Here is a 26,406-nt window from a genome sequence, read left to right as displayed (position 1 = left end):
TCATCACCTCTCACAGGAGCAGTGCCTCAAGCTGCGCAAGCCGCCCGAACAGGTCGGGCAGGCCGCGCACGCCGTTGCGCGCAGACTCCTGCGACAGCGCGAGGTCAGGGCCGGTGCGGGCCTCGACGTCGGCGAGGCATCGCAGGATGTTCCACCGCGTGTGTCCCAGCCAGCCGCCGATCATGTACGCGAACCAGCTCGGACCGGCCGGCGGCAGCGTTCCGCCGCCCGTGACGTAGCCGTCGAGGAGCGCGCGGAAGACAGCGGGCTTGATCGCGTCGAAGCCGGGCCCTTTCGCCAGGCTCAGTGCGGTCGAGCCGAGCTCGCCGGACAGGTCGAGCATCCCGGCCAGTTCCCAGTCGAGTACCACCGGCCGCCCGTGCCGCGCGAGCAGGTTCCATGGCTGGATGTCCCTGTGGGTGAGTACGACGGGACCGGGTCGTTCGCAGGTCTCGACGAAGTCGGCGATCGCCAGGAACGTCTCGACGCGGGACGTGAGTTCGTCGGCCCACGGCTGCCTGGTCGCGATTGCCTGCGCGGCGAGTTCGGCCCAGTCGTGGGACGTCGGTTCCCGTTCCTCGGTCGGCCCCTGCGGCCATGCGACGTCGAGCGTGTGGAGGCGTGCCAGGATCTCCCCGATCTCGAAGGCGAACTCCGCCGACACCGGTTCTTCCGGGACGGTTTCCCCTTCGACCCAGCGGTGAACGAGCGTGTCGTGGCTGGCCGCGATCGGCTCCGGCATGGGGATCCCGGCGTCGAAGGCTGCCTGCTCGAACCGGAACACGTCCTCGACGTGGTACGTCCAGCGGCGGTCGACGAGGTTCAGTTCCTTCACCGCGAACGACCCCTGGTCGGTGTCGAGGCGGTACATGCGGTTGGCGAACCCGCCGTGGATGCGGGTCATCGGGCCGGTCGGCACGCCCAGCTGGGAAAGATCCACCTGCGCATGCTAGGGGCTGGCAGTGCATTGATGCACCCGACTTTCCCGCAGCGTACGCTCACGCGCCCGGCCGGCCTCGGCCACACGTGGCACAGGTCATCCGTGGCTATTCCTGGTCATCCCTCGGCGCCGGTCATCATCGCGATCCAGCTGTGGGGTGCGGCGTCGCCGAGCATGAGTTCGTAGGTGTCTTCGTCGGCGGCGTGCGCGGCGGCGCGTTCGAACATGGCGTGTTCGTACTGGGCCAGCGCGGCTTCCACGTCGTCGGGGTGCTCGGCGATGGCCTGGCCGAGGTCGGCGGCGTCCTGCATGGCGGTGTTGGCGCCTTCGCCGTTGGGGGCTGCCAGGTGCGCGGCGTCGCCGATGAGGGTGACGCCGGGGACGCGTGTCCAGCGGTGGTCGGCGGGCAGGGCGTGCAGGCGTCGGACGACCGGCGGGGTGTCGGCGTCGGTGATCAGGGCGGTGAGCTGCGGGGCCCAGCCGTCGAACGCGGCGGCGACGCGCGCCGTGATCGCTTCGGGACCTGCCGGGTCGGCAAGGTCGGCGGTATCGGCGGTGTCGGCGTCGCTGTCTGCCATCCAGTCCTGGGGCACTTTGAGCTGCACGTACGCGTGCAGGGTGCCGGCGCGTTCGCGGTGCGCGAGCAGTCCCTGGCCGGGTGCGAGGGCGAACATCGATCCGGTGCCGACGGCTTGGGCGGTGGCGGGGTGGCGGTGGTCGGCGTCGTGGAGGAAGTACTCGATCGAGGTGTAGCCGACGTAGTGCGGGGTGGCCGGGGACAGCAGGGGTCGGATGCGTGACCATGCTCCGTCGGCGCCGATGAGCAGGCTGGTGGTGATGGTGGTGCCGTCGGTGAACCGTACTTCGTGGCGTCCGTCGGGCAGGGTTCGGGCGGCGGCGGCTTTGTGTCCCCAGTGGACGGTGTGGTCGGGCAGTGATTGCAGGAGTGTCTGGCGCAGTTCGGCGCGGGAGACTTCGGGGCGTTCGCCGGTGCCGCGGTCGGGGAGGTCGAGCAGGACGGTGCCGTGGTGGTCCAGGACGCGGTAGGTCTCGCGGCCGGGGAGGACGAGACGCTGGAACTCCTCGATCAGGCCGGCTGCGGCGAGCGCCGGTTGGCCGTTCCAGGGGTGGATGTCGAGGAGGCCGCCTTGGGTGCGTGTGGTGGGGGTGGGGTCGGCTTCGTGGATGGTGGCGGGTATGCCGTGGGTGTGGAGGACGCGGGCGAGCAGGAGGCCGCCTAGTCCGGCTCCGATGATGGTGACGGGGGTCATGGGTTTCCCTCCGAAGGCGTTTGGAGCGCTGTTTGGATTGGCGCTCCAAAGAAGACGTTCACGACGCTAGCACAGGTTTGGAGCGGCGATCCAAAGGTGGCAGAATGGCGGTCATGCCGACCAGGACCCGCCGTGCCCCGCGCCGTACCGATGCGCTGACCAGGGATGTGATCGTGCAGGCGGCGACGGAGATCCTGGACGCCGACGGCGAGGACGCACTCACGCTGCGCGCGCTGACGCTGCGGCTGTCCACCGGGTACGGCGCGATCTACCACCACGTCGCCGACCGGGACGATCTGCTGGCCGCCGCCACCGACGACGTCATCGCCGCGGTCGTGGCCGCCGTGTCCGCCCCGGCCCTGGACCCAGCCGCGGCCCCGACCCCCGCCGCCGCCGCCGGGCCGCAGGACACCCTGCGCGCGCTCGCCCTCGGCCTGTTCGACGCGGTCCAGGCCCATCCCTGGGTCGGCGCGCAGCTCACGCGCGAGCCGTGGCGCCCGGCGCTGCTGGACGTCTACGAGTGCGTCAGCACGCAGCTGCAGGCGCTCGGCGTGCCCGAGGACAAGCTGTCGGACTGCGCGGGCGCGCTGATGAACTACATCTGGGGCGTCGCGGGCCAGAACGCGGCGAACGCCCGGGCGCTGGCGGCCAGCAACATGGACCGCGAGCAGTTCCTGGCCTCGGTGGCGCAGCGCTGGGCCCAGCTGGATCCGGCCAGATACCCGTCGATGCACCGGGCCAGGACGCAGCTGCGCGAGCACGACGACCGCGAGCAGTTCGCCGCCGGCGTGGATCTGATCCTGGCCGGGATCCAGGCCACGATCCAGGCCGTGCACGGCAGCGGAGCGCCGGACCGGTAGCGCACACGCGCCTCGCGGCCGGCGCCCGACTCACCTGGTGCGGGAGGCCTCAGCCAAGGGGCTGGGGGCTCACATGGACAATTTCCTGTCCTGAATTCCTGTTTTTCAACGTTTCCGCTTTGTCTGGCTCTCGCGCCCGGCTTCTCCGCCCCGCCCCCCGAGCGACATGCGATCCGCCCCCTCCGGACTAGGCTTTCGCAGGTAGGGCGCACGCTCCCCGTGGCTGGAATATTTAACTTTCAACTACGTTGGAGACCAGTGACCGCGACTCCGCCCCGACCGAACACCTGGAGGCTGCCGTGCCTGCTGTGACCGTAGAGAACCCGCTGGCGCTGCCCCGCATCGCCGCCCCCGCGATCGACGCCGTGCCCCGTCCCGTGCTGGCGGTGGCCACCGCCCCCAGCGGCTTCGAGGGCGAGGGCTTCCCGGTGAACCGGGCGTTCGCCGGCATCCGCACCGAGTACCTGGACCCGTTCATCATGATGGATCAGATGGGCGAGGTGGAGTACGCCGCCGGGGAGCCGAAGGGCACGCCGTGGCATCCGCACCGCGGCTTCGAGACCGTCACCTACATCATCGACGGCACGTTCATCCACCAGGACAGCCACGGCGGCGGCGGCGTCATCACCGACGGCGACACCCAGTGGATGACCGCGGGCTCGGGCCTGCTGCACATCGAGACCCCGCCGGAGAAGCTGGTGCAGTCCGGCGGCTGGTTCCACGGCATCCAGCTGTGGGTGAACCTGCCCGCGGCCAAGAAGTGGTCCCCGCCGCGCTACCAGGACATCCGCAGCGGCCAGGTCGGCCTGGCCTCCTCCCCGGACGGCGGCGCGCTGGTCCGGGTCATCGCCGGCGGCATCGAGGGCGTCGAAGGCCCCGGCGTCACCCACACCCCGATCACCCTGGCGCACCTGTCCATCACCCCCGGCGCGCGCGTGGAGCTGCCGTGGCGCAAGGACTTCAACGCCCTGGTGTACGTCCTCAACGGCCGCGGCACCGTCGGCGCCGAGAACCGCCCCGTGCACTCCGCGCAGGCCGCCGTGTTCGGCCCCGGCGACTCCGTCGTCATCGCCGCCGACTCCCAGCAGGACTCCCGCCACCCGACCATGGACGTGATCGCCCTGGGCGGCGAGCCGATCCGCGAGCCGGTCGTGCACTACGGCCCGTTCGTGATGAACACCGAGGACGAGATCCGGCAGGCGCTGCTGGACTTCCGCTCCGGCAAGATGGGTGTGGAGCCGACCGACCCGATCCCGCACATCCAGCCCGGCGACACGCCGCCGGCCGAGTAAGCAGGATCCGGGCACGAACGTTTGAGGGAGCCACGCGGGCGCGGGCTCCCTCAAACGTTTCCGCACGGCGCTACGGTCCACGGCGCTACGGTCCACGGCACCATGGTCCGCGGCGTTGCGATCACGGCGTCACGACGCGGCCAGGTCCACGGCGATCCGGTGGTCGTACGTCAACCCGTGCGCCGCACACCCGCCGTCGCCCCACGGGCACTGCACGAACCACTCCCGCGCCCTGGCCCGATACATCCGGTACGGCGAATCCCCGCTGACCTGCTCCACCCGCACCGGCCGGCCGCCACGCCCAGCAGGCCCGGGGAAGACCGCCAAGGCGCGCGCCAGCGCGGCCTCGTCGCCGTCGGCGATCTGCGCCGCGTCGGCGGTCATGACCAGGGCGTCGCCGGTCAGCGGCGCGGCCGTCGAGTCGAAGATCAGCAGGCTGACCTCCGGCCGGACGGCCAACGCCCGCGAATGGCGGGTGAGCGGCGAGGACATCCAGTAGAAGTCGACGGCGTCGGCGGTGGCGTAGAACACCGGGCTCGCCCACGGGGAGCCGTGTTCGTCGACGCAGGCGATGGTCACGTACACGTTCGCGTCGATGATCCCTGTGGCGATGCCCGCCAGATCCGTGTCCGCAGTAGCCGCAGTGTCCGTCGGTTCCGTCATGGCACGCCACTGTAGCCACCGGTGCCCACCGGTACCCGCCAGCGGCGTCCGCTCACATCCAGCCGCGCCGCGACGCCGGCATCCGCGCCGCCCCGGTGTCGTCCGGGACCACGCCGAGCACCTGGTGGATCCCGATGCCGCCGTCCTCGAAACCCAGCGCCGAGGCCGTCATGTACAGCAGCCACACCCGGGCCCGCCCCACACCGACCAGGTCCACCGCCCGATCCCAGTCGCTCTGCAGGTTCGCCACCCACGCCCGCAGCGTCAGCGCGTAGTGCTCCCGCAGCGCCTCCACATCCCGCAGCTCGAACCCGGCCTGCTGCATCGCCGCGCCGGTGACGCCGACGTCCAGCAGCTCCCCGTCGGGGAACACGTACCGGCCGATGAAGCTGCGGGCACTGATCCGGGAACCGCCGGGACTGGAGATCGCGTGGTTCAGCAGCCGCCCGCCCGGGCCCAGCAGCGAGCGCAGCGTGTCGAAGTACTGCGCGGTCCGCTCCCCGCCGACGTGCTCGAACATGCCGACGGAGGAGATGGCGTCGAACTGCTCGCCGCCCAGGTCGCGGTAGTCCTGCAACCGGATCTCCACCTGGTCGCTGACCCCGGCCGCCGCGACCCGCTTGCGCGCCAGATCGGCCTGCGCGGAGCTGATGGTGATGCCCACGACGCGGGCGTCGTAGTGCGTGGCGGCGTGGATCGCCATCGAACCCCAGCCGCAGCCCACATCCAGCAGCCGCATGCCCGGGCCCCGGTCCAGGCCCAGCTTGCGGCAGATCAGGTCGTGCTTGGCGGCCTGGGCGTCGACCAGCGCCATCGAGGCGTCCGGAGGCTGCCGGCCGTCATCGGAAGGGGAGACGAACCGCGCGCACGAGTACGTCATCGACTCCCCGAGCACCAGCTCGTAGAACTCGTTGCCGACGTCGTAGTGGTGGGTGATCGCCTCGGAGTCACGGCGTTTGCTGTGCAGCCGGCCGTGCGGGTGCGCCTCCTGCTCCGGCGGCTCCGGCCGCCGACGCAAAGCACCCACCCGCGCCGCCACACTCAACGCCTTGGCCGCGGCCTCCGCACCCAGGGCCGCATCATGCGGCGTCGACTGCTGAAGCGAACGCAACACCGTGAACAGGTCCCCGGTGAAATCCAACTCCCCGGACACGAAAGCCCGCACCAACCCCAGCTCACCCGGCGCCCACACCAGATGACCCAGCGCGTCCTTCGACCGCACGACGACAGAACCGACAACGCGCCCATCGCGCGGAGCCAACGAACTGCCATCCCAGAACTCGAACCGCACCGGCGGCGGCGTCGCCGCGAACACGACGCTCAACAGGGGCCTGAACACGGATGCGACAGTGGTCTTGGTACCCATGCAACTATTTTGCATCGTAATACCCGCCAAAGCGCTACAGCCGCGCCACCCTTTGCGGAATCTCGTCGGCTACTGGCCGACATCAGGGCCGTGAGCACGGCGTGAGAGATCACGGTGTGACGAACCAGACGGCCGACTCGTGAGAAACCACGTGCCGCCGATGGTGAGCAGCGCGAACACCGCAAGACCGACACCGAGCGCGACGACCAGCCAGATCCGGTCCCGCAAATGGAGATTGCCGTTGAGCGTGACCTGCAACGAACCGACAGCGAAGGCGATGGCGGCGGTGAAGATCGCGACCAGTTCCACCGCCCGCACCGTCGAGGACTGCAACGTGCTCTGGATCGCGGCGTTGGCCCGCTCCTGATCCTCCCACCGGCTTCGCTGCTCAGCCGACCACTGCGCACGCAGCCGGCCTTCCAAGATGGCCTCGCGTTTGGTGAGGTACTGCTGCTGAAGCAGCTCGTGACTGACCCGGCCACCGATCGCCGGCAGCAGGCTCAGGGCCTCATCGATCGCGACCAGCGCCTCGTCGGGGCGATGACACAGATGAAGCCCGCACGCCAGGCGATAGCGGAAAATGTGATCACGCTCGGCCTGATAGGCGGCGACGGCCTCCGACGCACGTTCGGTCAACAACACGCCCTGACCCGCGAACGGCACGGCATCCGATATGCCCTGCACACACACGTCCACCACTTCACGAGTCCGCTCCGGCGCGCTCCACGCCACATCCAGCAGCCGGATCGCGTAATCAGTGGTCATGGCACGGCTGCCGAACGCCGCCAGCGACCGCAGCGCGATCACCGCCGGATCGTCGCGACGCGCGCCGGCGGCTTCCAACAGCGGCGAGGCGTCCAGGAACATGCGCAGCGCGTCGAAGGCACGGTTGGCCCGCAGTTTGCCCGCGTGGTAGAGCGCCGCGAACAGCGCGACGGTTTCGCTGGTGGCGGGGGCGGCGGGGGCGGCAAGCAGCACCGCGGTGGCTTCGGCCAGTTCGGCAGGGGATTCGACGCTACTGCGGGTGACGAAGCCGTTGCCCAGGGCCCAGCGGTGTTCGATCTGATGCCGTACCGGCGCGGCGTGTTTCTCGAGCCAGCGGGCACACTGCGCGGCGGTGGCGATGCCGGGCTGATCGTCCCCCGCCTGTGTCCGAGTTCTGATTCGTTCTACCACAGCGGATCACGACACTGCAGGTCCCCCGTCACCGGCCGGCACCGTGCGGCCTGCCCGCAGCCCTCCGCCCAAGCGCCAAAGCCGCCTACCCTGGCCTCATGGCAACCCACGCACGCGCCGAACGCGCCCACCTCGCCCAAGCCCTCACCGAAGCCGGCCCCGAGGCCCCCACGCTGTGCGAAGGCTGGACCACGCGGGACCTGGCGGCGCACGTCGTGGTGCGGGAGCGGCGGGTCGACGCCGCCGGCGGCATCATGGTCAAAGCTCTCGCGCCGCGCCTGGCCCGGGTCCAGGCCGAGTTCGCCGCGCGGCCCTGGACCGAGCTGCTCCAGATGGTCGCCGAAGGACCTTCGCGGCGCTCGCTGTTCGGGCTGGCGCCGGTCGACGAGGCCGCGAACGTCGTGGAGTTCTTCGTGCACTGTGAAGACGTGCGCCGCGCCAAGCCCGGATGGGAGCCGCGCCGGATCGAGGCGGACCTCACCGAAGTGCTGTGGAAACGCGCCGCCGGCATGGCGCGGCTGTCCGGGCGGCGGGCGCCGGCCGGGCTGGTGCTGCGCCGGCCCGACGGGCAGACCGCGGTCGCGCACAAGGGCGCGCCGGTGGTCACCGTCACCGGTGAGCCCGGCGAGCTGGTGATGTTCATGTCGGGGCGGCAGGCGCACTCGGTGGTGGAGATGGACGGCCCCGAACATGCCGTCGCGGCAGTGCGGAGCGCGAAGTTCGGGCTGTGACCCATAAGCTGTCCGGCATGGTGCTGCGGGTGGCGACGTGGAACGTGAACTCGGTGACGGCTCGGGTGGACCGTCTGACCGGCTGGCTGGGTACGGCCAAACCGGACGTGCTGTGTCTGCAGGAGTTGAAAAGCACCGACGAGGCGTTCCCCACCGCGCAGGTCGCCGACCTCGGCTACCACGCCGCGACCTGGGGCACCGGCCGCTGGAACGGCGTGGCGATCCTGTCGAAGGCCGAGATCAGCGACGTGCAGCGCGGCTGGCCGGGCCTGCCGGAGTTCGAAGGCGGCCTGGAGCCGCGCGCCCTGACCGCGACCTGCGGCGGCGTCCGCGTCACCAGCGTCTACGTGCCCAACGGCCGCGAGCTCGGCCACCCGCATTTCGACTACAAACTCGCCTGGCTGGACTCCCTCACCGCCGCCGTGGCCGAACCGGCGCGCGCCGAGCAGCCCTACGCGGTCCTGGGCGACTTCAACATCGCCCCGACCGATGCCGACGTGTGGGACATGTCGCTGTTCACCGAATCCACGCACGTTACCCCCGCCGAGCGCGCCAAGCTCGCCGACCTGCAGGCCCAAGGCCTAGCCGAGGTGCTGCCGCGGGCGTTGAAGTACGACAAGCCGTACACGTACTGGGACTACCGGCAGCTGGCGTTCCCGAAGAACAACGGCATGCGCATCGACCTGGTGTTCGGCAACCCGGCGTTCGTCGGGAAAGTCACCGACTCCTTCGTCGACCGGGAGGAACGCAAAGGCAAGGGAGCCTCGGACCACGCGCCGGTGGTGGTGGACCTCGACCTGTGAGGCCGCCGGATGACACCGGCACGGCCGCCCGGGAAGCCCGGACCGCCTGCGCCGCCCGGACCGCCCGGGTCGCGCGTTCGGCGCAGCTCAGCAGGCCGCGCCGGCCCGGGCCGTGATCCGCTGATCGCACCGACCGCAGCCCCGACAGCGGCCCTGACCGAACCGCCTGCCCCACTCCCGACACCGCTCCCGACCGCACCCCCAACCGCGCCCCCGACCTGACCCGATCCGACGAATCCGACCGCCGACCCCACCGCGGCACCCGCGCCCGACGCCGTGCCGCCGACCCACCTTGGACACGTGACGATGGTTTGGCTCCGCCGCCCGCCTGCCCGGCGTGACATCGCCGTGGCACCGGGCAGCCTGCCCGGCGACCCGGCCGCCGACGCCATCCCGGTGACGGTCACCCCCTCGCACTCCACGTGGCCGCAGCGGCTGCTGCCGTACCTGCTGATCGCCATCATCGTCATGGCCGACATCGCCACCCCCAAAGACGTCACCTTCTCCTCCACGCTGTCGGTCGCCCCGGCGCTGTCGGCGCTGCTGACCCGCTCGCTGTGGCAGACCATCGCCGCCGCCGTCACCGCCACCGTCGTCTCCGCGGTGTTGTACGGGTACTCGCTGCACGTCGCCGGGGAGGTGGAGGTCGCCGCGTGCGGCGCGATCGTCGCGGTGACCGTGGTCAGCTGCGTCAGCCTGGGCCTGGTCGGCCGGCAGTCGCGGATGCTGGCGAACGTGCGCAGCGTCGCCGAGACCGCGCAGCACGTCGTCCTGCGGGAAGTGCCGCCGGAGCTGGCGCAGGTCCGCACCGCTGTCGCCTACCGCGCCGCGGCGGCCGAAGCCCGCATCGGCGGCGACCTGTACGAGGCGCTGTCCACCCGCTTCGGCGACCGGCTGCTCATCGGCGACGTCCGCGGCAAAGGCCTGCCCGCCGTCGAAGCCGCCGCCGACGTGCTCGGCGTGTTCCGCGAAGCCGCCTACACCGAACCGGACCTGTCCCGGGTCGCCGACCGCATGCACGCCATGCTGGCCCGCCGCCCCGCCGGCACCGAGGAGTTCGTCACCGCCGTCCTGCTGTCGGTGGACCCCGAGCGGCCCACCGTGGAAGTGGTGAACTGCGGCCACCCGCCGCCGCTGCTGATGCGCGACGGCCACGTCGCCGCCCTCGCCCCGGCCGAACCCGGCCCGCCCCTGGGCCTGTTCGACCTGGCGTCCCCGCCCGGCAGCGCCTCGGCACCGGCATGGGCCCGCTTCGCCCCCGGCGACACCCTGCTGCTGTACACCGACGGCACCACCGAAGCCCGCGACCGCAACGGCACCTTCTTCGACCTGCCCGGCTTCCTCACCGGACGCCCCGCCACGAGCCCGGCGGAGCTGACCCGGCAGATCCTCACCGGCCTGGCCGCCCACGCCGGCGCGCGCCTGGACGACGACGTGGCGCTGCTGGTGGTGCGGCGCAAGCCGTACGTGCCGGGTCCGGCCGCGGAGCTTTAGGGGCGGGCGCGGCAAGACAGCGGCGGGGGACCGCGGCTGTCAGTGGCGTCGGCGAGGCTGGGACGCATGCCGATCCATGTCGCCAGCCGCCGCCGCTCCGCCACATCCCTGGCCACGGCCCACCCGGGCGCCCGCATCATCGACGTCACGTCGAAAGGGCCGCAGCCGTGGGTCCGGATGAGCCCGTTCTACCCGCACGGCGACATCCCGGTGCCGCTCAGCGGCGGCACCGTCGCACAGTCGGTGGAGGGGATCTGGCAGGCGCTGAAAGTGTTCCAGGACCACGACGTCGACGCCCGGAAGCTGGACGTGGTGTCGATGACCGGGCTGAAGCGGACCGTCCGCAAATACGGGCCCGTACTGGGCCACCGCGCCGGACTCGGCGGCCTCGACGGCGAGGAACTGCTGCCGTATGAGCAGGCGCGGCGCCGCATCTTCCTGCCCGCCTACCGTTGGGTACTGGAGCACAACGTCGCCGACCTCGTCGACGAACTACGCGCCGCGACCGGCGAGGGCGACGTCGTGCTGCTGGACTACACGGTCAACGGCGACGTCACCGACACCAGCAGCGCCCTGTCGCACGCCGCACTGATCCGGCTGTATGTCATCGACCAGTGGCCCGCCGCATAGCGACTCTGGTGGCAACTCTGGGCCCAGCAAAAAACAGGGGTGTCCGGTCGGCGCGCGCCGACCGGACACCGTCCCTGCCAGTGGGGTCCTCCTCGTTCCCGAACCTCCCGGCGGGCTTCACAGACCGCTTGTACCGCTCGTATCGCTCGTCGCTCGTACCGCCTACTTGTACCGCGAAGAACTGTCGTGCCACTCCAGACACCCGCCCAGCCAAGCCCGCGCCCCGAGCACGAACCGCTGCAGCTCCGGCGACGGCAGCGCCGCCAGTGCCGCACGGCTCGCCTCGAAGCCGCGGACGATGTCGTTGTGCAGCGCCACCACTTCTTCGGTGGCCTCGGCGATGGAGATGTCGCGTTCGGCGGCCAGCAGCAGTACCAGGTTGCAGTCCGGGTCCTCGCCGGCTTCGCGTTCGGCCGAGGCCAGGTCGTTCACCAGTACCGCGGCGGTGCCGGCCTGGGTCAGGGCGCGGTGGAACAGCGGGTTGGCGAACAGCTCGGCGGGCAGTTCGTAGCCGCCGACGACGTCGATGAGGATCATCGAGGTGTAGAAGCTGTCGTGCTGGCGCGCGGCCAGGTACCGCCACGCCTCCGGCGTGAGGCCTGCGTGCCGCCAGGCGTTGTAGGCGTTCCAGGACACGTACATCTGGTGCGTGGTGTGCCGGACCCGCATCACCTGCGCCGCCGAGGCGTGGCGGGTGACGTGTGCCAGCGCCGAGCGCAGCGACACCAGCACCGGGTCGGACACCACCGCCTCGCGCAGCGGGGCGCTGAACTCCCCGGCCGGCGGCGGCGGGTCCAGGGCCGAGGACACCAGTGCCAGGCGCCCCGGCAGTGCTTCGGCCACCGCGCCGAGGTCGGTCTCGTCGGCGTAGTAGTCGTCGGAGGCCCACCAGGCGGCGTTCATCTGCGCGGAGACCAGCAGCAGGTCCGGGTCGTCGCACTCCGGGTGCGCCAGGGTGATCAGCCGGCCGAAGCCGGTCTTGGCGAACTCCTCCAGGTGCCCGGCGTGCAGCCCGATCCGCTCGGCCCAGGCCACCAGACGGTTGTTGACGTCGGTGGCCAGGGCCTCGTCGATGCGGGCCGTCGCCGGGCAGTACAGCGGGGAGTGCGAGCCGTCGCCCCAGGGCCGCAGCGGAATCGGCGCGGGCGCCAGCCGCTCGGGATGCTGCGGCGGACGCAGCAGGCTCTCCGGCCCCGGGTCCACGTCGTCCCGGTGCCAGTGCTCCGAGACGCCCTCGGCGCCGGGCACACCGCCGGCGCCGGGCAGCCCGGCCTCCCACGGCGGCCGCGCCGGAGGCGGCCCGGCCAGCGCGGCCAGGCCCGGCAGCACACCGCCGGAAACCAACCCGGTGTCGGCGATCAGGGTCATGGCGTAACTCCCCGCGTGCTCGAGGATCGGCGGATCAGACCAGTCGGGATCAGACGGGATCAGACCTTGTCGGCGGCGATCATCAGGTAGTGGAAGCTGCCCTCCTTGTACGCGGTCAGGAACGCCTCCTCGATCCCGGTGGTCACGTTCGACTGCTGCCGCAGCTCCCAGTACGGGATCGTCGCCGCCGTCAGATCCACCACGCTGATCGGCACCAGCCCGTTGGCGACCATCGCCGCGAAGTACCCCGAGCGCGGGTGGATGTCGCAGATGTAGTGCGCGTTGATCTGGCTCACCGACCGCGACGGCAGCGCCCCGTAGGCGTCGTTGAAGCAGCCGGTGATGGTGACGTACCGGCCGCCCGGCGCCAGCGACCGCGCATGCTCGGCGAACAGCGTGTCCAGATCGACGTACATCGTGGACTCGTTGTTCCAGATCCCCTGGAACGTGCCGTCGTCGAACCCGTTGTCCAGCATGTTCCGCAGGTGGTAGTTCACCTTCCCGGCCAGGCCCATCTGCTCCGCGCGGTTGTTCGCGAAGTCCACCTGCTTGCCGGAGATCGACAACCCGTCCACCCGGCACCCGAACCGCAGCGACGCCATCAGCGACGTCCCGCCCCGGCCCGACCCGGCGTCCAGCAGCCGCTGCTCGGCGCTGACCGGCCCCAGCTGGTCCAGCAGGAACTCGGCCTGCGCCGTCTCCAGCCGGTGCATCTCGGCGATGATGCGCCCCTCGCGGTCGTCGGCCGGGGCCTGCAGCACCGACCAGTCGACATCCCCGATACCGTAGTGGTGGTGGTAGATGCCGTCCACCTCGCCTAAGCGGATGTTCACCGGGTTCTTCTCCCGGTCCCAATAGTCGGCGACAGACTCCTGATAGCGGCTGGTGACAGCGGACTGCGAACCCATGGCGAAACCACCCTTCGTAGAGGCACTGCGAGGTCAGCTACGTCGTAGGGACAGGGACGGATACAGCTACAGCAGACAGAAAGCTCAAGAATCGCCCCCGCACCGGCCCGCATCGGCCGACTGCCGGCTGCTGCCTCGGCGCGCGCCGACGCAGCCACGAACGGCCCGGGGGCCGGGTGAGGACGTCAGGTCACGGCGTGCCAGGTACGGTGCCCGCCGAGCCACGTCCACAACGCGGACAGGTACCGGCGCGTCGCAGGATCGGCGCCGGCGGCCAGCTGCGAGGCGTGGTGCATGAACGCCCGCATCGCCTCGTCGTGGACCTCGGCCGCACGACGGCTCGCCGCCCCCGGGCCCAGACCGTCGGTGTCGGCGATCGCGGCTGTCAGGCCCGTCGGCGACGGCTCGGCGATGTCGTGCAGCAGCGCCGCCGCCAACGCCGCCAGCCGCTGCGCGCGCCGCAGCTCCGGATCGGCGGCCGCCGCCGGCGACACCTCGAACCCGTCGACCGCGTCCAGCGCCGCCAGCGCCGGGCTGTAGGCGTTGACGTGGCCCAGCGACAGGTACTCCCACGGCGGCCGCGGCGCACCGCCGGCGGCGGGGGAGGCGGCGGCGGCGGGGGAGGCGGCGGACAACGATTCGCACTCGCTGCGGACCCGGTCCACCTGGTACGGCGAGGACGGCAGGGCGCTGAGCCCGGCCAGCGCCGAAACCAACGCCGGATCCGCGACGCCGGCGCGCGCCGGATCGGGACGGGACGGCAGTGCCGCATCCGGCATGTCGCAGCCGTCGTAGACCTCGGCGATGGCGTCGTCCAGGGCCTGGGCCAGTGCAGCCGCCGAAACCTCGGTGACGACCTGTGCCATAGCGTCAGCCGCCGCAGCGGGGGAGCCCGAAGGGGAGTCTGAGTCCTCCGCTCCCGTCGGCGCGCGCCGCAGCAGATCCTCATCCCGGCCCCCGAGCGCCCCGCCGGCCAGCAGTCTCCCGACCGCCAGCAGCCGCCCGGCCACCGCCAGCCGACCCACGTCGTTCGTGTCCGGGTGCGCCAGCACCACCAGCCGCCCGAGCCCGGCCGCCGGCCCCGGGGCCAGTCCCACCCCGGCGGCCCACTCGTCCAGGTGCTGCTGCACCGTCGCGGCCAGGGCCGGGTCGTCGCGCACCGCCGGCGGGCAGTACAGCGCCTCGGTCACCCGGGCCGGCCGCCCCGTCTGCGACAGCCGCGCCGCCGCCATGCCCAGCCCGGAGGCCGGCACCAGGCCGATCCTTGCCATCGTCCCCGTCACCCCTTCAGCTCCGCGGCGTCGCGACGTCGACGTTCTCCAGGATCCCGATGGCGTCCGGCACCAGCACCGCCACCGAGTAGTACGCCGTGACCAGGTACCGGATGATCGCCATGTCGGTGATCCCCATGAACCGCACGTTCAGTCCCGGCTCGTACTCGTCCGGGATGCCGGTCTGCCGCAGCCCCACCACGCCCTGCTGGGCCTCGCCCAGGCGCATCGCCACGATCGAGGACGTGTGCCCGTTCTCCACGCCGATCTTGCCGCAGGGGAAGATCGGTACGCCGCGCCAGGCCGGCACCGCGTGCCCGTCGACCATCACCGGGTCCGGGTACAGGCCCCGCTTGGTGCATTCGCGGCCAAACGCCGCGATCGCCTTGGGGTGTGCCAGGAACATGTTGGTGCTGCGGCGCATCGCCAGCAGGTCGTCCATGTCGTCCGGCGTCGGAGGCCCGGACCAGGTGCTGATCCGCTGGTCGTACTCGGCGTTGTGCAGGAGCCCGAACTCGCGGTTGTTCAGCAGTTCCCACTCCTGCCGCTCCCGGATCTCCTCGATGGTCAGCCGCAGCTGTTCCTTCACCTGGTCCATCGGGTCGTTGTAGAGGTCGGCGACGCGGGAGTGGACCCGCAGTATCGTCTGCGTCAGCGAGAGCTGGTACTCCCGCGGGGACAGCTCGTAGTCCACGTAGGTGCCGGCGAGTTCGACCTCGCCCTCGTGCCCGGCGGTGATCTCCACGACGGCCTCGCCCTTGGAGTTCACCGCGCGGCCGGTGCGGGTCACGAACTCCTCGATGTGCTCGCGCAGGTAGGCGTTGCCGTCGCGGACCCGGCGGAAGTCGGCCAGCTGCATCGCCATCAGCGTGCCGCCGGTCGTGGCCTTCACCGTGGCGCTCCACAGCGGATCCTCCTGCAGCAGCACCTCGTCTCCCAGGTGCGCGCCGTCGGTGAGGACACCCAGCAGCGTCTGCTCCCCGTAGGCGCCGATGGTGCTGCGCTCCACCCGGCCGTGCGCCAGGATGAACACCTCGTCGACGGGATGCCCGGCCTCGGCGATGACGTCGCCGGCGCGGAAGTCCCGCGGCGTGAACAGCCCGGCCAGCTCGGCCAGCAGGCCGTCGTCGGCGAAGCCGCGCATCACCGGGATCTCCCGCAGCGTCTCCGGAACGATGCGGATGTCGTCGGCGCCGCTCTGCACGAACGCCACCCGGCCGCGCCCCACCGACAGGCTCAGCCGCCGGTTCACCCGGTACGTGCCGCCGGACACCTCCTCCCACGGCAGCCGCCGCAGCAGCCAGCGGGAGGTGATGCCGCGCATCTGCGGCTGCGACTTGGTCGTGGTGGCCAGATTGCGGGCCGCGGCGGTACTGAGGGACAGCGGGGCATCCGCTGTGGTGGGGGCGTCGTCGGCTTGTTCCTCAGCGGTGCGGTCCGGGGTGATCGTCATCGCCGGGTCCTCCTTGTCCTCGCGCATGCCGGTGCCGTAAGGGCTCCCTTCTGAAGTAAGGCGAACCAAAGCCGGCGCACCAGGCCGCGACGCCGTGGCGGATGGCGCGCGGGGATGGCGCGGATCTGCCCTAACGGATGGGTTTCGGTGAAAATCCCGGGACGCTGACGCGCGTGCCGCGGTGATCCTGCGGTTTCGCCGGTGTTCAGCCACGCCTCGGGGTGCAGGCGGCAGCGTCGAAGGGCGCCTCGGCGCGCGCCGTCGGGCCGGGTGAAACAGGGGCCTGTGACGCCGGGCGGGTCGGGGTTCTGCTTCCCGTTAACCCGTTATCGGCTGTTTATGCTTGCGCGTCTGCGGCGGGGGAGGCGACGGCTGCGGGAGCGGCGGGGGTGCCGACGGTGCCGACGGTGCCGACGGTGCCAGCGCCGGGGGCTGTCTGGCCGGCGGCGATCTCCTCGGCGCGCAGCAGCATCTTCTTCAGCAGAGCGCTGGCCAGCTCGCGTTCGTCGGCGTCGAGGGCGTTGACGATGTCGCTTTCGACGACGGCCTGCAGCTGCATCCCGGCCATCCACTTGGCGTGGCCGGCCGGTGTCAGCTCGACGTCGACGCGGCGGCGGTCGGCGGTGCCGCGGATGCGGCGCACGAGCCCGGCCTGCTCCAGGGCGTCCAGGCGGCCGGTCATGCCGGCGGGGGACAGGAGCAGCTCGGAGGCCAGCTCCCCGGCGGTGGCACGGCGGTCGTCGCGGGCCGCGAGGCGGTGCAGCGTCTGGTACTCGAAGTCTTGGAGGCCGACTTCGTCGTGCATGCGGCGCTTGCTGGTGGCGACGTGCTTGGTGAGGTTCTGGATCCGGGTGATGACCGCCTCGACCGTCTCGTCGTAGGGGGCCTTGCCGCGCCAGCGGGCCAGGTGACGGTCGACGGAGTCCTCCATCACGCCAGTATGGGGCGCCCGACGGCGGTGAGCCAGCGGAAGGTTCGGCAGGAAGTATTTCGTTGACGAATCATTCGGTGGCGAAATACTGTGGCGGCCATGAGCGCCCCTCGCCGAACCCGCCGCACTCACAACCAACCACCGGGCACCGTCGGCATCCGCAGACTCCTGCTCGGCCGCACCGCCGCCGCCCTGGCCACCTCCCTGATCCCCACCACCCTCACGCTGGCCGTCGTCCACGCCGGCAGCGCCGCCGGCGACCTCGGGGTGATCCTGGCCGCCGAATTCGTCCCCATGCTGCTCCTGCTGCCCGCCGCCGGCGTGTTCGCCGACCGCTTCCCGGCCCGCCGCGTCATCCTCGCCGCCGACCTCACGCGCGCCGCCGCCCAAGCCGGCATCGGCGCGACACTGCTGGCCGGGGGAGTGGACGTGCCGGTGCTCGCCGCGCTCGCCGCCGTCACCGGCGCCGCGGTGGCGTTCGGGACACCGGCGGTGCGGACACTGGTGTCGGCGACGTTCAGCGGAGCGCAGCGGCAGCGGCTCAACGCACGGATGTCGGTGTGGCAGGGGTTGGCGCAGTTCGCGGGGCCCGGCGTCGCAGGGACGCTGATGCTCGGGATCGGCGCCGGGTGGTCCTCGCTGCTGACCGCGGGGCTGTTCATCGGATCCGCGCTGACGCTCGGCGGACTCGGCAGCCTTGGCAGGCTTGGCGGGCTCGGCGTCCCGCGACAGCGTGGCCGCGCTGCCACCGCCACCGCACCCCCCTCCATATCCGCCGACGAACACCCCCGGCGCACGCCGTTCTGGCAGGACCTGCGCGCCGGCTGGACCGAGACCCGCCGCCACCCCTGGTTCATCGCCAACGTCCTGGGCCATGGCATCTGGAACATGACCGCCGGCGTCCTGCTCACCCTCGGACCGGTCATCGCCATCCACCACCTCGGCGGCGGCACCGCCTGGGTCATCACCCTGCAATCGGGCACCGCCGGCATGCTCGCCGGCGTCTGGACCGCCGGACGGCTGCACCTGAAACGCCCCCTCATCGGCGTCGCCCTCGGCGCGTCGGCGTACGCACTGCCGCTGGCGGCGCTCGCCGTCACCGCCCCCCTGCCGCTGCTGCTCGCCGCCTACACCGCCGGCATGTTCGGCCTGGGCATCCTGGACCCGCTGTGGGAGACCACCATCCAGCAGCGCATCCCACCCCAGGCCCTCGGGCGCGTCGGCTCCTTCGACACCCTCATCTCCTTCGCCGCCCGCCCCCTGGGCCTGGCGCTCGCAGCCCCGATCGCCACCGCCGCCGGCATGACCCTGCCCCTGGCCACCGCCGCCGTCCTGGTCGGCGGCGCCAACCTCGCGGTCCTGACGATCCCCGCCGTCCGCGCCCACCCCGAACCCGCCGCCGCCCCCGAACCGCTGGTCACGACAGCCACGGCTGCCACGGCAGGAGTCTGAGGTGATCGACCACGGCTGGCTCGCCGCGGCGCCCCCGCCCACGCCCCCGCCGACCTGTCAGAGCCCGGATGCAGAATCAGCGCAGCCACCTCACAACAACTCGCCGCGCCCTGAACCGGAGCCCACGATGCCGATCACCAACCCCGCCATGGCCGACTACGAGTTCCTGGCCGAACTCTACGAGGACGACTACTTCCCGAACCACGTCGTCGACAAAGGCAAAGCGGTCCTGGTCCGGCTGTGCGAACGCCTGGAAGCCGACCGCCCCGCCGACCTGGACGCACTGTACGTGCTGACCCAGGCCGCGACGGAGGAGTTCAACGCCCTGGAACCCGAATTCGAAGCCGCCGGCAGCGAGATCGAGACCGTCGCCCGCGAGGAGATCTGCGGGGACGTGTACAACATCGCCGCCGCCTACGGCTTCGCCGCCGCCGACCACGAGCAGCTGACGCATTCGCGGAACTGGTAGCACCGGCGCGCGCCGCCTCGCCTACTCTCGCCGCTCGGTGATCCGCCGCATCGCCTGCTCCAACTCCGCGACCGGAGCCAGCGGCGAGCTCCAGGTCAGGCGCAGACCGTCGTCGTGCCGCCGGGGGATCACGTGCGCGTGGAAGTGGAAGACGTCCTGGCCCGCCGCCGCACCCGAGTTGAGCCGCACGTTCACCCCGTCGGGTTCGAACACGTCCTTCAACAGCAGCGCCACCCGACGCGTCAGGGAGGCGACACCGGCGTGCGAATCATCCGAGATGTCCCAGATATCGCGCGCGTGCACACGCGGAACCACCAGCGTGTGCCCCGGTGCCGCAGGCCTGATGTCCAGGAACGCCACCGCGCACTCGTCCTCCAGCACCCGGAACGCCCGGACGCGCCCGGCCACGATCTCGCAGAACACGCAATCACTCATCCACCGAGCATCGCCGGGGGAGTACCCCCACCACCAGCCCCCGTCCGCCGAACGCCCCACACCCGGCCCTCCCGCGCCGCCCGGCGACGATCACCGGCGTATCGTCACCTTCATGACTCGAGGCTCGATCGGCCTGGACAGCGCACTCCAGGACTACGTCGTGAACCACAGCACCGCGCTCGACGCCGTCCAGCAGGCGCTGGTCGCCCGGACCACCGAGCTCGGCTCCCCGTCCGGGATGCAGATCGGCGCCGAGGAAGCGCAACTGCTCACGCTCCTGGTGCGGCTCACCAACGCCCGGCACGCCGTGGAAGTCGGAACGTTCACCGGCTTCTCCGCCATCGCCATCGCCCGCGGACTCGCCCCCGGCGGCCGGCTGCTGTGCTGCGACGTCAGCGAGGAGTGGACCAGCATCGGGCGCGCCGCCTGGAAAGAAGCCGGCGTCGAGGACCGCATCGACCTGCGGATCGCCCCAGCCGCCGAAACCCTCAAGACCCTGCCGAACGAGGAGTACATCGACTTCGCCTTCATCGACGCCGACAAGCCGTCCTACTGGACGTACTACAGCGAACTCCTGCCGCGGCTACGCAGCGGGGGAGTGATCGCCGTGGACAACGTCCTGTGGAGCGGCCGCGTCGTCGACGCCGACCCGGAGGAGGAGTCCACACGCCTGATGAAGGACTTCAACGACAAGGTGGTCCGCGACGAACGCGTCGACGTCGTCATGTTGCCGGTCGGCGACGGCGTTTCCCTGATTTACAAGCGGTAGGTGCCGAATCCGTGCATCAGGACGCGTAATCAGCATTACACGACAGGGCTTTGGGGTGGTTCGTGGCGTTGTCGGAGGCGTTCTGGGCGGCGTGCCGTGATCGACGACTATTCTGGCGCGCGCAGAACGGCTCTGACGGAAGCCGATACCCAGCCGCGTCACCCCGCAGGGCCGTGTGATGACGGCGCGACCTATCCACGTGATGATCCATTGCCCGGCCCGGCGACGCACGGATGATCTAGAGAGCGAGTTCCTGGAGTTCGCCGGTTTTCTCCAGTTCTCCAGGAAGCAACGTGCGTGAAGAAGATCGCACCTCAGAACGGCCTCCAACACCCCCTCTCAACACCCTCGCGCGATTGCCCGATAATGTACATTATGTAAAGCTGGCCACTGCCCCACGAGGCGCGGGGACCGGTCCCTGATTCACAGCTCAAGAAGCCTTTGGCGCCACCAGGCTCCCGGAGGATGCCAGGGCTCGGCGCTCCGAACTGTCGGGTCCGGCAGAGTGCGTCGTTCGAACTGCTGGTCCGCTTGAGACAGCCTCCGCATGAGATCTGCACGCGCTCCAGGAGGAAGACGGCACAGGACGAACTCCAACTCGTCGCGAGCTTCAAGAGGATCACAGCACGGGCACGCTAACCCAGGAGGATTCCGGAGATAGCGACCTGGTTGTCGAAGCCACGACTCATATCGAGCAAGCGCCATCGCAACAGCGTCGGGCCACGCCCGCTCGGCCTCGACACGCCGGATGGCGACTCGCGTCTGCGCACTGATACCGCGGATCCGACGGACAGGCACGCCTCTTGGCGATTGCCACCGCTCGGCGCGGAGGACACTGGGCCGCCTACGCGGCATGGCCCTTTCTGGTCGACTTCACGCGGCCATCATTGCATGCCGAAAATTGGATGAGACGGGCCACTACGAGAGATCGAAGGTCACGCTCACAGAGCCGTCCCAGCCCGATGCCTCCGTGAGAACCAGAGTGCCATCCGTCTCCTGGTCGACACGGACCACAAGGCTGCCGCGATCCTCGCCGGGAAAAGCAACAGCGAAGTGGGGGTCCATCCCCACAAGAAAATCCCAGCCGTCGAGTTGGCCGGAGTCGAGAGCGGTGGCATGCCGACCCGTTGCCCGCCAGGTGCCGGCTGCGTCGAGCGTGACGCTGATGTCGATGTCGTACTCGCCGAGGCACGTCGAGTCGTTCGCCCACCACTCAAGGCGGGCCGGGCCCACGAAGCGATCCATGAGCACACTATGCACACCTGGCATTCGGGCGGGAGACAACGGGGACCGGTCCCCAGCCAATTGGGCACAGATCTTCAGCAATCAGACACCGACCAGCCCCTAAACCCCCCACCGCCCTCCCGTCTTCCCCCGAAGGCGTGACGTCCCCGCCGCCCGTTGGCTACGCTGCCGCTCGGGTTGACGGGCTTTTCACGGGAGGGACGCCACAACCATGGCTGATCACATAAAGATCAATACCGGAACACTCCGCGACATCGGGGGCCAGCTCGGCCGGCTGCGCGACGAGTTCAACCACTCCACCGACATCACCAACGCCGCCTCCGGCGAGATGGGATCCGGTGACGTCGCCGGCGCCCTGAGCAACTTCGCCTCGGACTGGTCCACCAAGCGCGACCAGCTCACCAAGGGCCTGGACACGCTCGCCTCCACCGCCACGCAGGCCGCTGAGCACTGGGACGGACTGGACGGCGACCTGGCCAAGGTCCTCACCGATGCGGCCGGCAAGGGGGCGAAGAAGTAATGTCCCGCGACTGGACCAGCTTTGACTGGCAGGGCGCCGTCGTCACCCAGGGTGACCTCGTCCCCGGTGACCCCTACCAGGTCGCGGCCCTGGGCAAGCGGTTCCGCGCCACCGCCGACGCCATCAACCAGCAGGCTGCGAACCTGCGCAACCTGGTCAACGGCCAGGGCTGGGACTCCGACTCCGGCCGTGCCTTCGCCGACCAGGTCGGTCAGACCGCCGACCTGCTGCAGAAGGCCTTCGGCCGCTACAACGAAGCCGCCGACGCCCTGGGCAGCAACGTGCGCCCCTCCGGCCCGCACGACGAGGTGTCCTGGCGCTCCGGTACCGAATGGGCCTCCACCCTGGAACTGGCGCAGGTCAAGGCCCAGGACGCCCTGAACCGCGGCAAGAGCGCCGACGCCGACTCCCAGTCCGCGCAGCGCCAGATCACCAACGCCCAGGCCAACGCCCTGCCCTCCCCCACCCCCGGTGCTCCCCCGACCCCCAACGTCAACCCCGACCCGGTCAACACCCCCGGCGCGAACGGCATGACGCCGGCGGAGCAGAAGGCGCACAACGACAAAGCCGCCGCCGACGCCGTGCTGAACCAGGCCGGCGCCGACATCCAGCACGCCATCGACATCCGCGACAGCGAAGGCCGCGCCGTCGCCGGCGCCATCAACGACTTCATCAACACCGACGGTCTGAAGAACCCCACCCACCACTGGTGGGACATCGACTGGGCGGGCCTGGTCGCCGACATCGGCCACATCGCCGGCGCCATCGCCGGGGTCGCCGGGATCCTGGCGCTGTGCCTGTCGTGGGTGCCGATCGTCGGCGAGGTGCTGGGGGCGATCGCCTTGGTGGCCGGGGCGGTGGCGCTGGTCTGCGACACCATCTCCGCCCTGGACGGCAAAGGCAACTGGTTCGACGTCGCCATCGACGTCGTCGGCCTGCTCTCCTGCGGCGCCGGCCGCGCCATCGGCAACGCCGCCAAGGCCTCCCGCGGTCTGGAGCTGTTCAACGCCGCCCGCGCCGGCGGCAAAGGCATCACCGAAGCCCTGGACGGCATCAAAGGCCTGGACATGGGCGCCAAGGACATCCTGCAGCTGAAGAACGGCGCCACCTCCATCTTCAAGATCGGCCTGAAGAACTTCGGCGAAGGCCTGGGCACCGGCCCCTTCAAGGACGTCGGCGACGCCTTCAAGGACCTCAAAGCCGGCAACCTGGACTGGCACTTCCCCGGCATGAGCGGCCTGGGACCGAACCTGGCCAGTGGCGCCGGCTGGAAATTCGGCCTGGCCGGCTGGTCCAACGCCACCTTCCCCCTGGGCCTGGGACTCACCAACATGCAGATCCCGGAGAACTTCAAGCCCTGGGAACCCGGCTTCATAGGCGTCAACCTGTTCCACAGCAACAACATCCTGGACTCCGACAAGGGCTGGAACTGGGCCCCGCTGGCCCCGAAGACCCCGGCGAGCGCCGGCTGACTCCTAGGATCGGACCATGGACACCCCACTGCAGCCCGAAGAAGTCCTGCGCGTGCTCGACGGCATGTCGTTCTTCCAGAAGCGGGCTCTGAAGAAGGCCGGCTTCAAATTCGACGGGCTGTACCGGCTGGCCGGCACCGAACACGGTGCCGGCCTGGTCGAGGCGGTCCTGGCCTGCCACACCGACCTGCTGGGACGCGAACCGCGCGACGACGAGCCGGAGAAGGCCCAGGCCGCGCACCGCCACCCCGGCGTCCCGGGGCCGCAAACCCCGGCGTTCGACGCGCCCCGCTACAGCCATCCCACCAAGAGCGAGCGCGAGAAGCTCGCCGAGCTCGCGGAGATGGCCAAGGAGCAGAAGAAAGCCGCCCGCGACCAGCAGCGCCGCAACCAGGGCGACCGCAAACTCCCCTGAGCACAAGGAAAAGAGACACCCCCGTGAGCCAGGACGCCGCCACACCCGCGCAGGAGATCGCCGAGGCGCCGCCGCCACGCGACTACCGCATCGCCACGCCGGAGGGCTGGGAACGGATCGTCCTGGACCCCGCCACCTGGGACCGGGTCATCGGCCGCATCGTCGACAAGGCGTTCCGCGGCGTCGACAACGCCCCGCACCTGAAAGAGCAGATGCGTGAGTCGCTGCGTGCCCAGGCCGCCGGCGCCGTGGCCAACGGCGGCCTGGAGCTGTACCTGTCGCTGATGCGGCTGGCCGACATGCCGCTGCCGGCCAGCCTGGTCGTCACGTTCATCCCGCCGCGCGGCGCCACCGAGCCGCCGCCGCTGACCGAACTCGCGCTCGCGTACGCCGCCGGAGGCGAGGACGTTCGGATGACGGACTTCCCCGCCGGCGCCGCCCTGCGGCGGAAATGGCGTGAAGAGCCCGATCCGGCGCAGCAGGCCGGGAACAACCGGCCCATCGCGCACCTGGACGTCCAGTTCCAGGTCCCCGGATCCGGGGCGTACCTGCTGCTGTCCTTCTCCACGCCGATGTACGAACTCGCCGAAGCCCTCGACGGCCTGTTCGAATCCATCGCCTCGACGCTGAGGTGGGTGCGATGACCGCCACCGTGACGGGACGCCACGTCGTCCTGCCGCTGCCCAACGACGGCATAGCCCTGCCAGTCGGGGAGAAAGGCGACCTGAGCGCCTGGGCCGAGTCGGTCGCGCACTCCCGCATGGCCGGCGAGGCCTACCCCGAGGAGATCGCCGCGTTCGCCGACACCCTCGTGCAAGCCACCGCCGACTCCGCCGAACGCGGCGCGACCGTGGCCATCGCGTTCGCGCCGTACCCGCGCACCGGCGAGTCCGGCCGGATCGAGGTCCGCGACTACGTCCCCGGCCCGCAGATGCCGCACCTGCCGGAGCTGACCGACGTCGTGGACTGGTTCACCTCCCCGATCGCCGGCGCCACCGACCCGCCGGAGGTCGTCTACGGCGAGCTGCCGCTGGGCCCGGCCGCGCGGCTGCGGTTCCAGGTCCTGGCCGACCCGAAAGACGCCGACGACCCCGACTTCGGCATCCTGAAGAACGCCGTGTTCATCGTCCGGCCGCGCGAGTTCGAATGCCTGGTCGTGATGAACGTGACCTGGGCCGCCGGGGTGTTCACCGAGGAGTTGGACCAGCTCGCCGACCAACTGGCCCAGCGCATGCAGATCCAATAGCCGGACACCTCCGACCCACCGCACACTCATCCGGTTATCGCAGCATGCTCATACGCCGCCGAAATCCCCGCGCCCCGGTGACTTCCAGACCGCCGCGGGACTCCTGTCCCCGGCATCTGATTCGATAGCTCAGTGGCCGCCCCCAAACCGTTCACCCCGATCTCCGTCGCCGAAGCCGTCCACCGCTACCGCGACACCCTGCACCTGCGCGTGGCCACCGGGGCGCTGTCCCCGGCGACCCGCGACGCCTACTGCCGGGACCTCACCGAGGCCGCCACGCTGCTGGGGCTGGACAAGACCCTCGACGACGTCGAAGCCGAAGACATCGAATACGCCCTGGTCCGCATCGCCAACGCGCCCGACCGCCGCTACACCCGCGGCCGCAAGGCCGGGCCCGGCGGCGAGCCGGCGCCGGGACGCGGGCTGCAGGCCCGGGCCCGCTGGACCGCGGCCGTGCGCGGCCTGTTCGGCTGGGCCGCCGAGCAGGGCTACGTCCGCGCCGACCCGATGCCGAACGTCTCCCGCGTGCGCGTCCCCACCCGTGCCGTCGGCGCGCGCCTGGGCCTGACCGTGGAGCAGGCGCAGGCGCTGCAGGAGACGCCGCAGCTGGCGGCCTCGACGAAGGAGCTGCGGGCCGACCAGCGGCTGACGTTCCGCGACGAGGTGATCCTGCGGCTGCTGACCGAGACCGGGCCGCGGGTGGCGGAGCTGTGCGCGGCGAACCTGGACGACGTCCGGCAGCACGAGCTGACCGGGATGCCGGTGCTGCGGATCCGCAGCGGCAAAGGCGGCCGCAGCCGCGACGTGCCGCTGTCGCAGACGCTGGTGGCGCTGCTCGGGGAGTACCAGCAGCACGAACGCCCCGCTCCCCCGGCCTCCGACCCCGAGGCCGACCGCGCCGATGCGGCGCGCGCCCTGGTGGTGACGATCCGCGGCCGCCGGATGACGGCGCGGGACGTGCAGCGGATGGTGGAGCGCCGGGTGAAGCAGATGCCCGCGGAGCTGCGGCGCGCGGTGACGCCGCACGGTCTGCGGCACACCGCGGCCACGGTGCTGCTGCGGCAGGCCGGCGCCGACGTCGGGACGGTCGCGGACATCCTGGGGCATTCCGATGTCGGGACGACGTCGGTGTATCTGGATCCGTCGGCGACGGCCGCCGCGGAGGCTTTGCAGCGCTCTCCTTTGGCTCAGTGAGCCCAGATGGGGGCGGTGTGCGGTCGCCGGCC

27 protein-coding genes are annotated in these 26,406 nt (G+C 71.0%); 15 read left to right on the top strand and 12 right to left on the bottom strand.

From position 1 onward, the window contains the following. Positions 1-10: 10 nt before the first annotated feature. Positions 11-940: a phosphotransferase family protein gene (locus ABH920_RS24310; protein WP_370351407.1), complete on the bottom strand. Its 930-nt coding sequence runs from the start codon at positions 938-940 to the stop codon at positions 11-13. A 116-nt stretch (positions 941-1,056) separates the two neighbouring features. Continuing rightward, on the bottom strand, positions 1,057-2,211 hold the full coding sequence (locus tag ABH920_RS24305; protein ID WP_370351406.1) for an FAD-dependent oxidoreductase: 1,155 nt from the start codon (positions 2,209-2,211) through the stop codon (positions 1,057-1,059). Between the two features lie 104 nt (positions 2,212-2,315). Here ABH920_RS24305 and ABH920_RS24300 point away from each other — a divergent pair, with 104 nt between their 5' ends. After that, a complete protein-coding gene (locus ABH920_RS24300) occupies positions 2,316-3,071 on the top strand; it encodes a TetR/AcrR family transcriptional regulator C-terminal domain-containing protein (RefSeq protein WP_370351405.1) in 756 nt (251 codons plus the stop codon). A 299-nt stretch (positions 3,072-3,370) separates the two neighbouring features. Beyond that, a complete protein-coding gene (locus ABH920_RS24295) occupies positions 3,371-4,363 on the top strand; it encodes a pirin family protein (RefSeq protein WP_370351404.1) in 993 nt (330 codons plus the stop codon). 129 nt (positions 4,364-4,492) lie between these two features. Here ABH920_RS24295 and ABH920_RS24290 read toward each other — a convergent pair whose 3' ends face one another. The 3 genes from ABH920_RS24290 to ABH920_RS24280 all read right to left on the bottom strand — a co-directional run bounded on the left by ABH920_RS24290 (position 4,493) and on the right by ABH920_RS24280 (position 7,568). Further along, a complete protein-coding gene (locus ABH920_RS24290) occupies positions 4,493-5,026 on the bottom strand; it encodes a pyridoxamine 5'-phosphate oxidase family protein (RefSeq protein ID WP_370351403.1) in 534 nt (177 codons plus the stop codon). A gap of 52 nt (positions 5,027-5,078) precedes the next feature. After that, complete coding sequence (locus ABH920_RS24285; RefSeq protein WP_370351402.1) at positions 5,079-6,392, bottom strand: class I SAM-dependent methyltransferase; 1,314 nt, start codon at positions 6,390-6,392, stop codon at positions 5,079-5,081. A 69-nt stretch (positions 6,393-6,461) separates the two neighbouring features. Next, positions 6,462-7,568 (bottom strand): hypothetical protein, encoded by a 1,107-nt coding sequence (locus ABH920_RS24280; protein WP_370351401.1) that lies wholly within the window; start codon positions 7,566-7,568, stop codon positions 6,462-6,464. A 98-nt stretch (positions 7,569-7,666) separates the two neighbouring features. On the opposite strand from ABH920_RS24280, the gene ABH920_RS24275 reads away from it, so the two are divergent. The 4 genes from ABH920_RS24275 (at position 7,667) to ABH920_RS24260 (ending at position 11,226) form a co-directional block, all read left to right on the top strand. Then, positions 7,667-8,299: a TIGR03085 family metal-binding protein gene (locus ABH920_RS24275; protein WP_370351400.1), complete on the top strand. Its 633-nt coding sequence runs from the start codon at positions 7,667-7,669 to the stop codon at positions 8,297-8,299. Between the two features lie 23 nt (positions 8,300-8,322). Then, positions 8,323-9,102 (top strand): exodeoxyribonuclease III, encoded by a 780-nt coding sequence (locus ABH920_RS24270; protein ID WP_370351497.1) that lies wholly within the window; start codon positions 8,323-8,325, stop codon positions 9,100-9,102. Between the two features lie 306 nt (positions 9,103-9,408). Then, the gene (locus ABH920_RS24265) at positions 9,409-10,596 is read left to right on the top strand and encodes a PP2C family protein-serine/threonine phosphatase (RefSeq protein WP_370351496.1); all 1,188 of its coding nucleotides are present in this window, start codon (positions 9,409-9,411) and stop codon (positions 10,594-10,596) included. A gap of 66 nt (positions 10,597-10,662) precedes the next feature. Further along, entirely contained in the window at positions 10,663-11,226 is a 564-nt protein-coding gene (locus ABH920_RS24260; protein WP_370351399.1) for a hypothetical protein, read from the top strand. A gap of 162 nt (positions 11,227-11,388) precedes the next feature. Here ABH920_RS24260 and ABH920_RS24255 read toward each other — a convergent pair whose 3' ends face one another. The 5 genes from ABH920_RS24255 to ABH920_RS24235 all read right to left on the bottom strand — a co-directional run bounded on the left by ABH920_RS24255 (position 11,389) and on the right by ABH920_RS24235 (position 17,157). Next, positions 11,389-12,594, bottom strand: a complete 1,206-nt coding sequence (locus ABH920_RS24255; RefSeq protein WP_370351398.1) for a family 2 encapsulin nanocompartment cargo protein terpene cyclase — start codon at positions 12,592-12,594, stop codon at positions 11,389-11,391. A gap of 59 nt (positions 12,595-12,653) precedes the next feature. After that, positions 12,654-13,502, bottom strand: coding sequence for a geranyl diphosphate 2-C-methyltransferase (locus tag ABH920_RS24250; protein ID WP_370351397.1), 849 nt, complete (start codon positions 13,500-13,502; stop codon positions 12,654-12,656). A gap of 185 nt (positions 13,503-13,687) precedes the next feature. Beyond that, positions 13,688-14,773: a hypothetical protein gene (locus tag ABH920_RS24245; protein WP_370351396.1), complete on the bottom strand. Its 1,086-nt coding sequence runs from the start codon at positions 14,771-14,773 to the stop codon at positions 13,688-13,690. Between the two features lie 16 nt (positions 14,774-14,789). Continuing rightward, a complete protein-coding gene (locus ABH920_RS24240; protein ID WP_370351395.1) occupies positions 14,790-16,253 on the bottom strand; it encodes a family 2B encapsulin nanocompartment shell protein in 1,464 nt (487 codons plus the stop codon). Positions 16,254-16,563: 310 nt separating this feature from the next. Next, positions 16,564-17,157: a MarR family winged helix-turn-helix transcriptional regulator gene (locus ABH920_RS24235; protein WP_370351394.1), complete on the bottom strand. Its 594-nt coding sequence runs from the start codon at positions 17,155-17,157 to the stop codon at positions 16,564-16,566. Between the two features lie 99 nt (positions 17,158-17,256). Between ABH920_RS24235 and ABH920_RS24230 the strand changes: the two genes are divergently transcribed. After that, positions 17,257-18,609 carry an MFS transporter gene (locus tag ABH920_RS24230; protein WP_370351393.1) on the top strand — a complete coding sequence of 451 codons (1,353 nt, stop codon included), beginning with the start codon at positions 17,257-17,259 and terminating at the stop codon, positions 18,607-18,609. A 127-nt stretch (positions 18,610-18,736) separates the two neighbouring features. Further along, complete coding sequence (locus tag ABH920_RS24225; RefSeq protein ID WP_370351392.1) at positions 18,737-19,078, top strand: DUF5713 family protein; 342 nt, start codon at positions 18,737-18,739, stop codon at positions 19,076-19,078. Between the two features lie 21 nt (positions 19,079-19,099). On the opposite strand, the gene ABH920_RS24220 is transcribed toward ABH920_RS24225, so the two are convergent. Continuing rightward, positions 19,100-19,513 (bottom strand): HIT family protein, encoded by a 414-nt coding sequence (locus tag ABH920_RS24220; RefSeq protein WP_370351391.1) that lies wholly within the window; start codon positions 19,511-19,513, stop codon positions 19,100-19,102. Between the two features lie 112 nt (positions 19,514-19,625). Here ABH920_RS24220 and ABH920_RS24215 point away from each other — a divergent pair, with 112 nt between their 5' ends. Further along, positions 19,626-20,282: an O-methyltransferase gene (locus ABH920_RS24215; protein ID WP_370351390.1), complete on the top strand. Its 657-nt coding sequence runs from the start codon at positions 19,626-19,628 to the stop codon at positions 20,280-20,282. A gap of 918 nt (positions 20,283-21,200) precedes the next feature. Here ABH920_RS24215 and ABH920_RS24210 read toward each other — a convergent pair. Then, a complete protein-coding gene (locus ABH920_RS24210; RefSeq protein ID WP_370351389.1) occupies positions 21,201-21,527 on the bottom strand; it encodes a hypothetical protein in 327 nt (108 codons plus the stop codon). Between the two features lie 211 nt (positions 21,528-21,738). Between ABH920_RS24210 and ABH920_RS24205 the strand changes: the two genes are divergently transcribed. From ABH920_RS24205 to ABH920_RS24180, 6 genes are all read left to right on the top strand, one after another. Continuing rightward, positions 21,739-22,047, top strand: coding sequence for a hypothetical protein (locus ABH920_RS24205; RefSeq protein WP_370351388.1), 309 nt, complete (start codon positions 21,739-21,741; stop codon positions 22,045-22,047). Continuing rightward, positions 22,047-23,519, top strand: a complete 1,473-nt coding sequence (locus ABH920_RS24200) for a putative T7SS-secreted protein (RefSeq protein WP_370351387.1) — start codon at positions 22,047-22,049, stop codon at positions 23,517-23,519. The genes ABH920_RS24205 and ABH920_RS24200 overlap by 1 nt, the downstream gene beginning before the upstream one ends. A 16-nt stretch (positions 23,520-23,535) precedes the next feature. Then, the gene (locus ABH920_RS24195; RefSeq protein WP_370351386.1) at positions 23,536-23,934 is read left to right on the top strand and encodes a hypothetical protein; all 399 of its coding nucleotides are present in this window, start codon (positions 23,536-23,538) and stop codon (positions 23,932-23,934) included. 23 nt (positions 23,935-23,957) lie between these two features. Beyond that, on the top strand, positions 23,958-24,578 hold the full coding sequence (locus ABH920_RS24190; RefSeq protein WP_370351385.1) for a hypothetical protein: 621 nt from the start codon (positions 23,958-23,960) through the stop codon (positions 24,576-24,578). Next, positions 24,575-25,180: a hypothetical protein gene (locus ABH920_RS24185; RefSeq protein ID WP_370351384.1), complete on the top strand. Its 606-nt coding sequence runs from the start codon at positions 24,575-24,577 to the stop codon at positions 25,178-25,180. The genes ABH920_RS24190 and ABH920_RS24185 overlap by 4 nt, the downstream gene beginning before the upstream one ends. Positions 25,181-25,312: 132 nt before the next feature. Beyond that, positions 25,313-26,374, top strand: coding sequence for a tyrosine-type recombinase/integrase (locus tag ABH920_RS24180; protein WP_370351383.1), 1,062 nt, complete (start codon positions 25,313-25,315; stop codon positions 26,372-26,374). Positions 26,375-26,406 lie beyond the last annotated feature (32 nt).

It is taken from the genome of Catenulispora sp. EB89 (genome assembly GCF_041261445.1).
Taxonomy (GTDB): Bacteria; Actinomycetota; Actinomycetes; order Streptomycetales; family Catenulisporaceae; genus Catenulispora.
Note: the sequence above shows the minus strand (reverse complement) of the source record. Positions and strands in the feature narration are given on the sequence as shown.

Excerpts from the sequence above, each read along its gene's own strand:
- ABH920_RS24305 (WP_370351406.1), bottom strand. The coding sequence starts at position 2,211 with ATGACCCCCGTCACCATCATCGGAGCCGGACTAGGCGGCCTCCTGCTC.
- ABH920_RS24300 (WP_370351405.1), top strand. The coding sequence starts at position 2,316 with ATGGCGGTCATGCCGACCAGGACCCGCCGTGCCCCGCGCCGTACCGAT.
- ABH920_RS24290 (WP_370351403.1), bottom strand. The coding sequence starts at position 5,026 with ATGACGGAACCGACGGACACTGCGGCTACTGCGGACACGGATCTGGCG.
- ABH920_RS24285 (WP_370351402.1), bottom strand. The coding sequence starts at position 6,392 with ATGGGTACCAAGACCACTGTCGCATCCGTGTTCAGGCCCCTGTTGAGC.
- ABH920_RS24275 (WP_370351400.1), top strand. The coding sequence starts at position 7,667 with ATGGCAACCCACGCACGCGCCGAACGCGCCCACCTCGCCCAAGCCCTC.
- ABH920_RS24265 (WP_370351496.1), top strand. The coding sequence starts at position 9,409 with ATGGTTTGGCTCCGCCGCCCGCCTGCCCGGCGTGACATCGCCGTGGCA.
- ABH920_RS24260 (WP_370351399.1), top strand. The coding sequence starts at position 10,663 with ATGCCGATCCATGTCGCCAGCCGCCGCCGCTCCGCCACATCCCTGGCC.
- ABH920_RS24255 (WP_370351398.1), bottom strand. The coding sequence starts at position 12,594 with ATGACCCTGATCGCCGACACCGGGTTGGTTTCCGGCGGTGTGCTGCCG.
- ABH920_RS24250 (WP_370351397.1), bottom strand. The coding sequence starts at position 13,502 with ATGGGTTCGCAGTCCGCTGTCACCAGCCGCTATCAGGAGTCTGTCGCC.
- ABH920_RS24245 (WP_370351396.1), bottom strand. The coding sequence starts at position 14,773 with ATGGCAAGGATCGGCCTGGTGCCGGCCTCCGGGCTGGGCATGGCGGCG.
- ABH920_RS24240 (WP_370351395.1), bottom strand. The coding sequence starts at position 16,253 with ATGCGCGAGGACAAGGAGGACCCGGCGATGACGATCACCCCGGACCGC.
- ABH920_RS24235 (WP_370351394.1), bottom strand. The coding sequence starts at position 17,157 with ATGGAGGACTCCGTCGACCGTCACCTGGCCCGCTGGCGCGGCAAGGCC.
- ABH920_RS24230 (WP_370351393.1), top strand. The coding sequence starts at position 17,257 with ATGAGCGCCCCTCGCCGAACCCGCCGCACTCACAACCAACCACCGGGC.
- ABH920_RS24225 (WP_370351392.1), top strand. The coding sequence starts at position 18,737 with ATGCCGATCACCAACCCCGCCATGGCCGACTACGAGTTCCTGGCCGAA.
- ABH920_RS24220 (WP_370351391.1), bottom strand. The coding sequence starts at position 19,513 with ATGAGTGATTGCGTGTTCTGCGAGATCGTGGCCGGGCGCGTCCGGGCG.
- ABH920_RS24215 (WP_370351390.1), top strand. The coding sequence starts at position 19,626 with ATGACTCGAGGCTCGATCGGCCTGGACAGCGCACTCCAGGACTACGTC.
- ABH920_RS24210 (WP_370351389.1), bottom strand. The coding sequence starts at position 21,527 with ATGGATCGCTTCGTGGGCCCGGCCCGCCTTGAGTGGTGGGCGAACGAC.
- ABH920_RS24205 (WP_370351388.1), top strand. The coding sequence starts at position 21,739 with ATGGCTGATCACATAAAGATCAATACCGGAACACTCCGCGACATCGGG.
- ABH920_RS24200 (WP_370351387.1), top strand. The coding sequence starts at position 22,047 with ATGTCCCGCGACTGGACCAGCTTTGACTGGCAGGGCGCCGTCGTCACC.
- ABH920_RS24195 (WP_370351386.1), top strand. The coding sequence starts at position 23,536 with ATGGACACCCCACTGCAGCCCGAAGAAGTCCTGCGCGTGCTCGACGGC.
- ABH920_RS24185 (WP_370351384.1), top strand. The coding sequence starts at position 24,575 with ATGACCGCCACCGTGACGGGACGCCACGTCGTCCTGCCGCTGCCCAAC.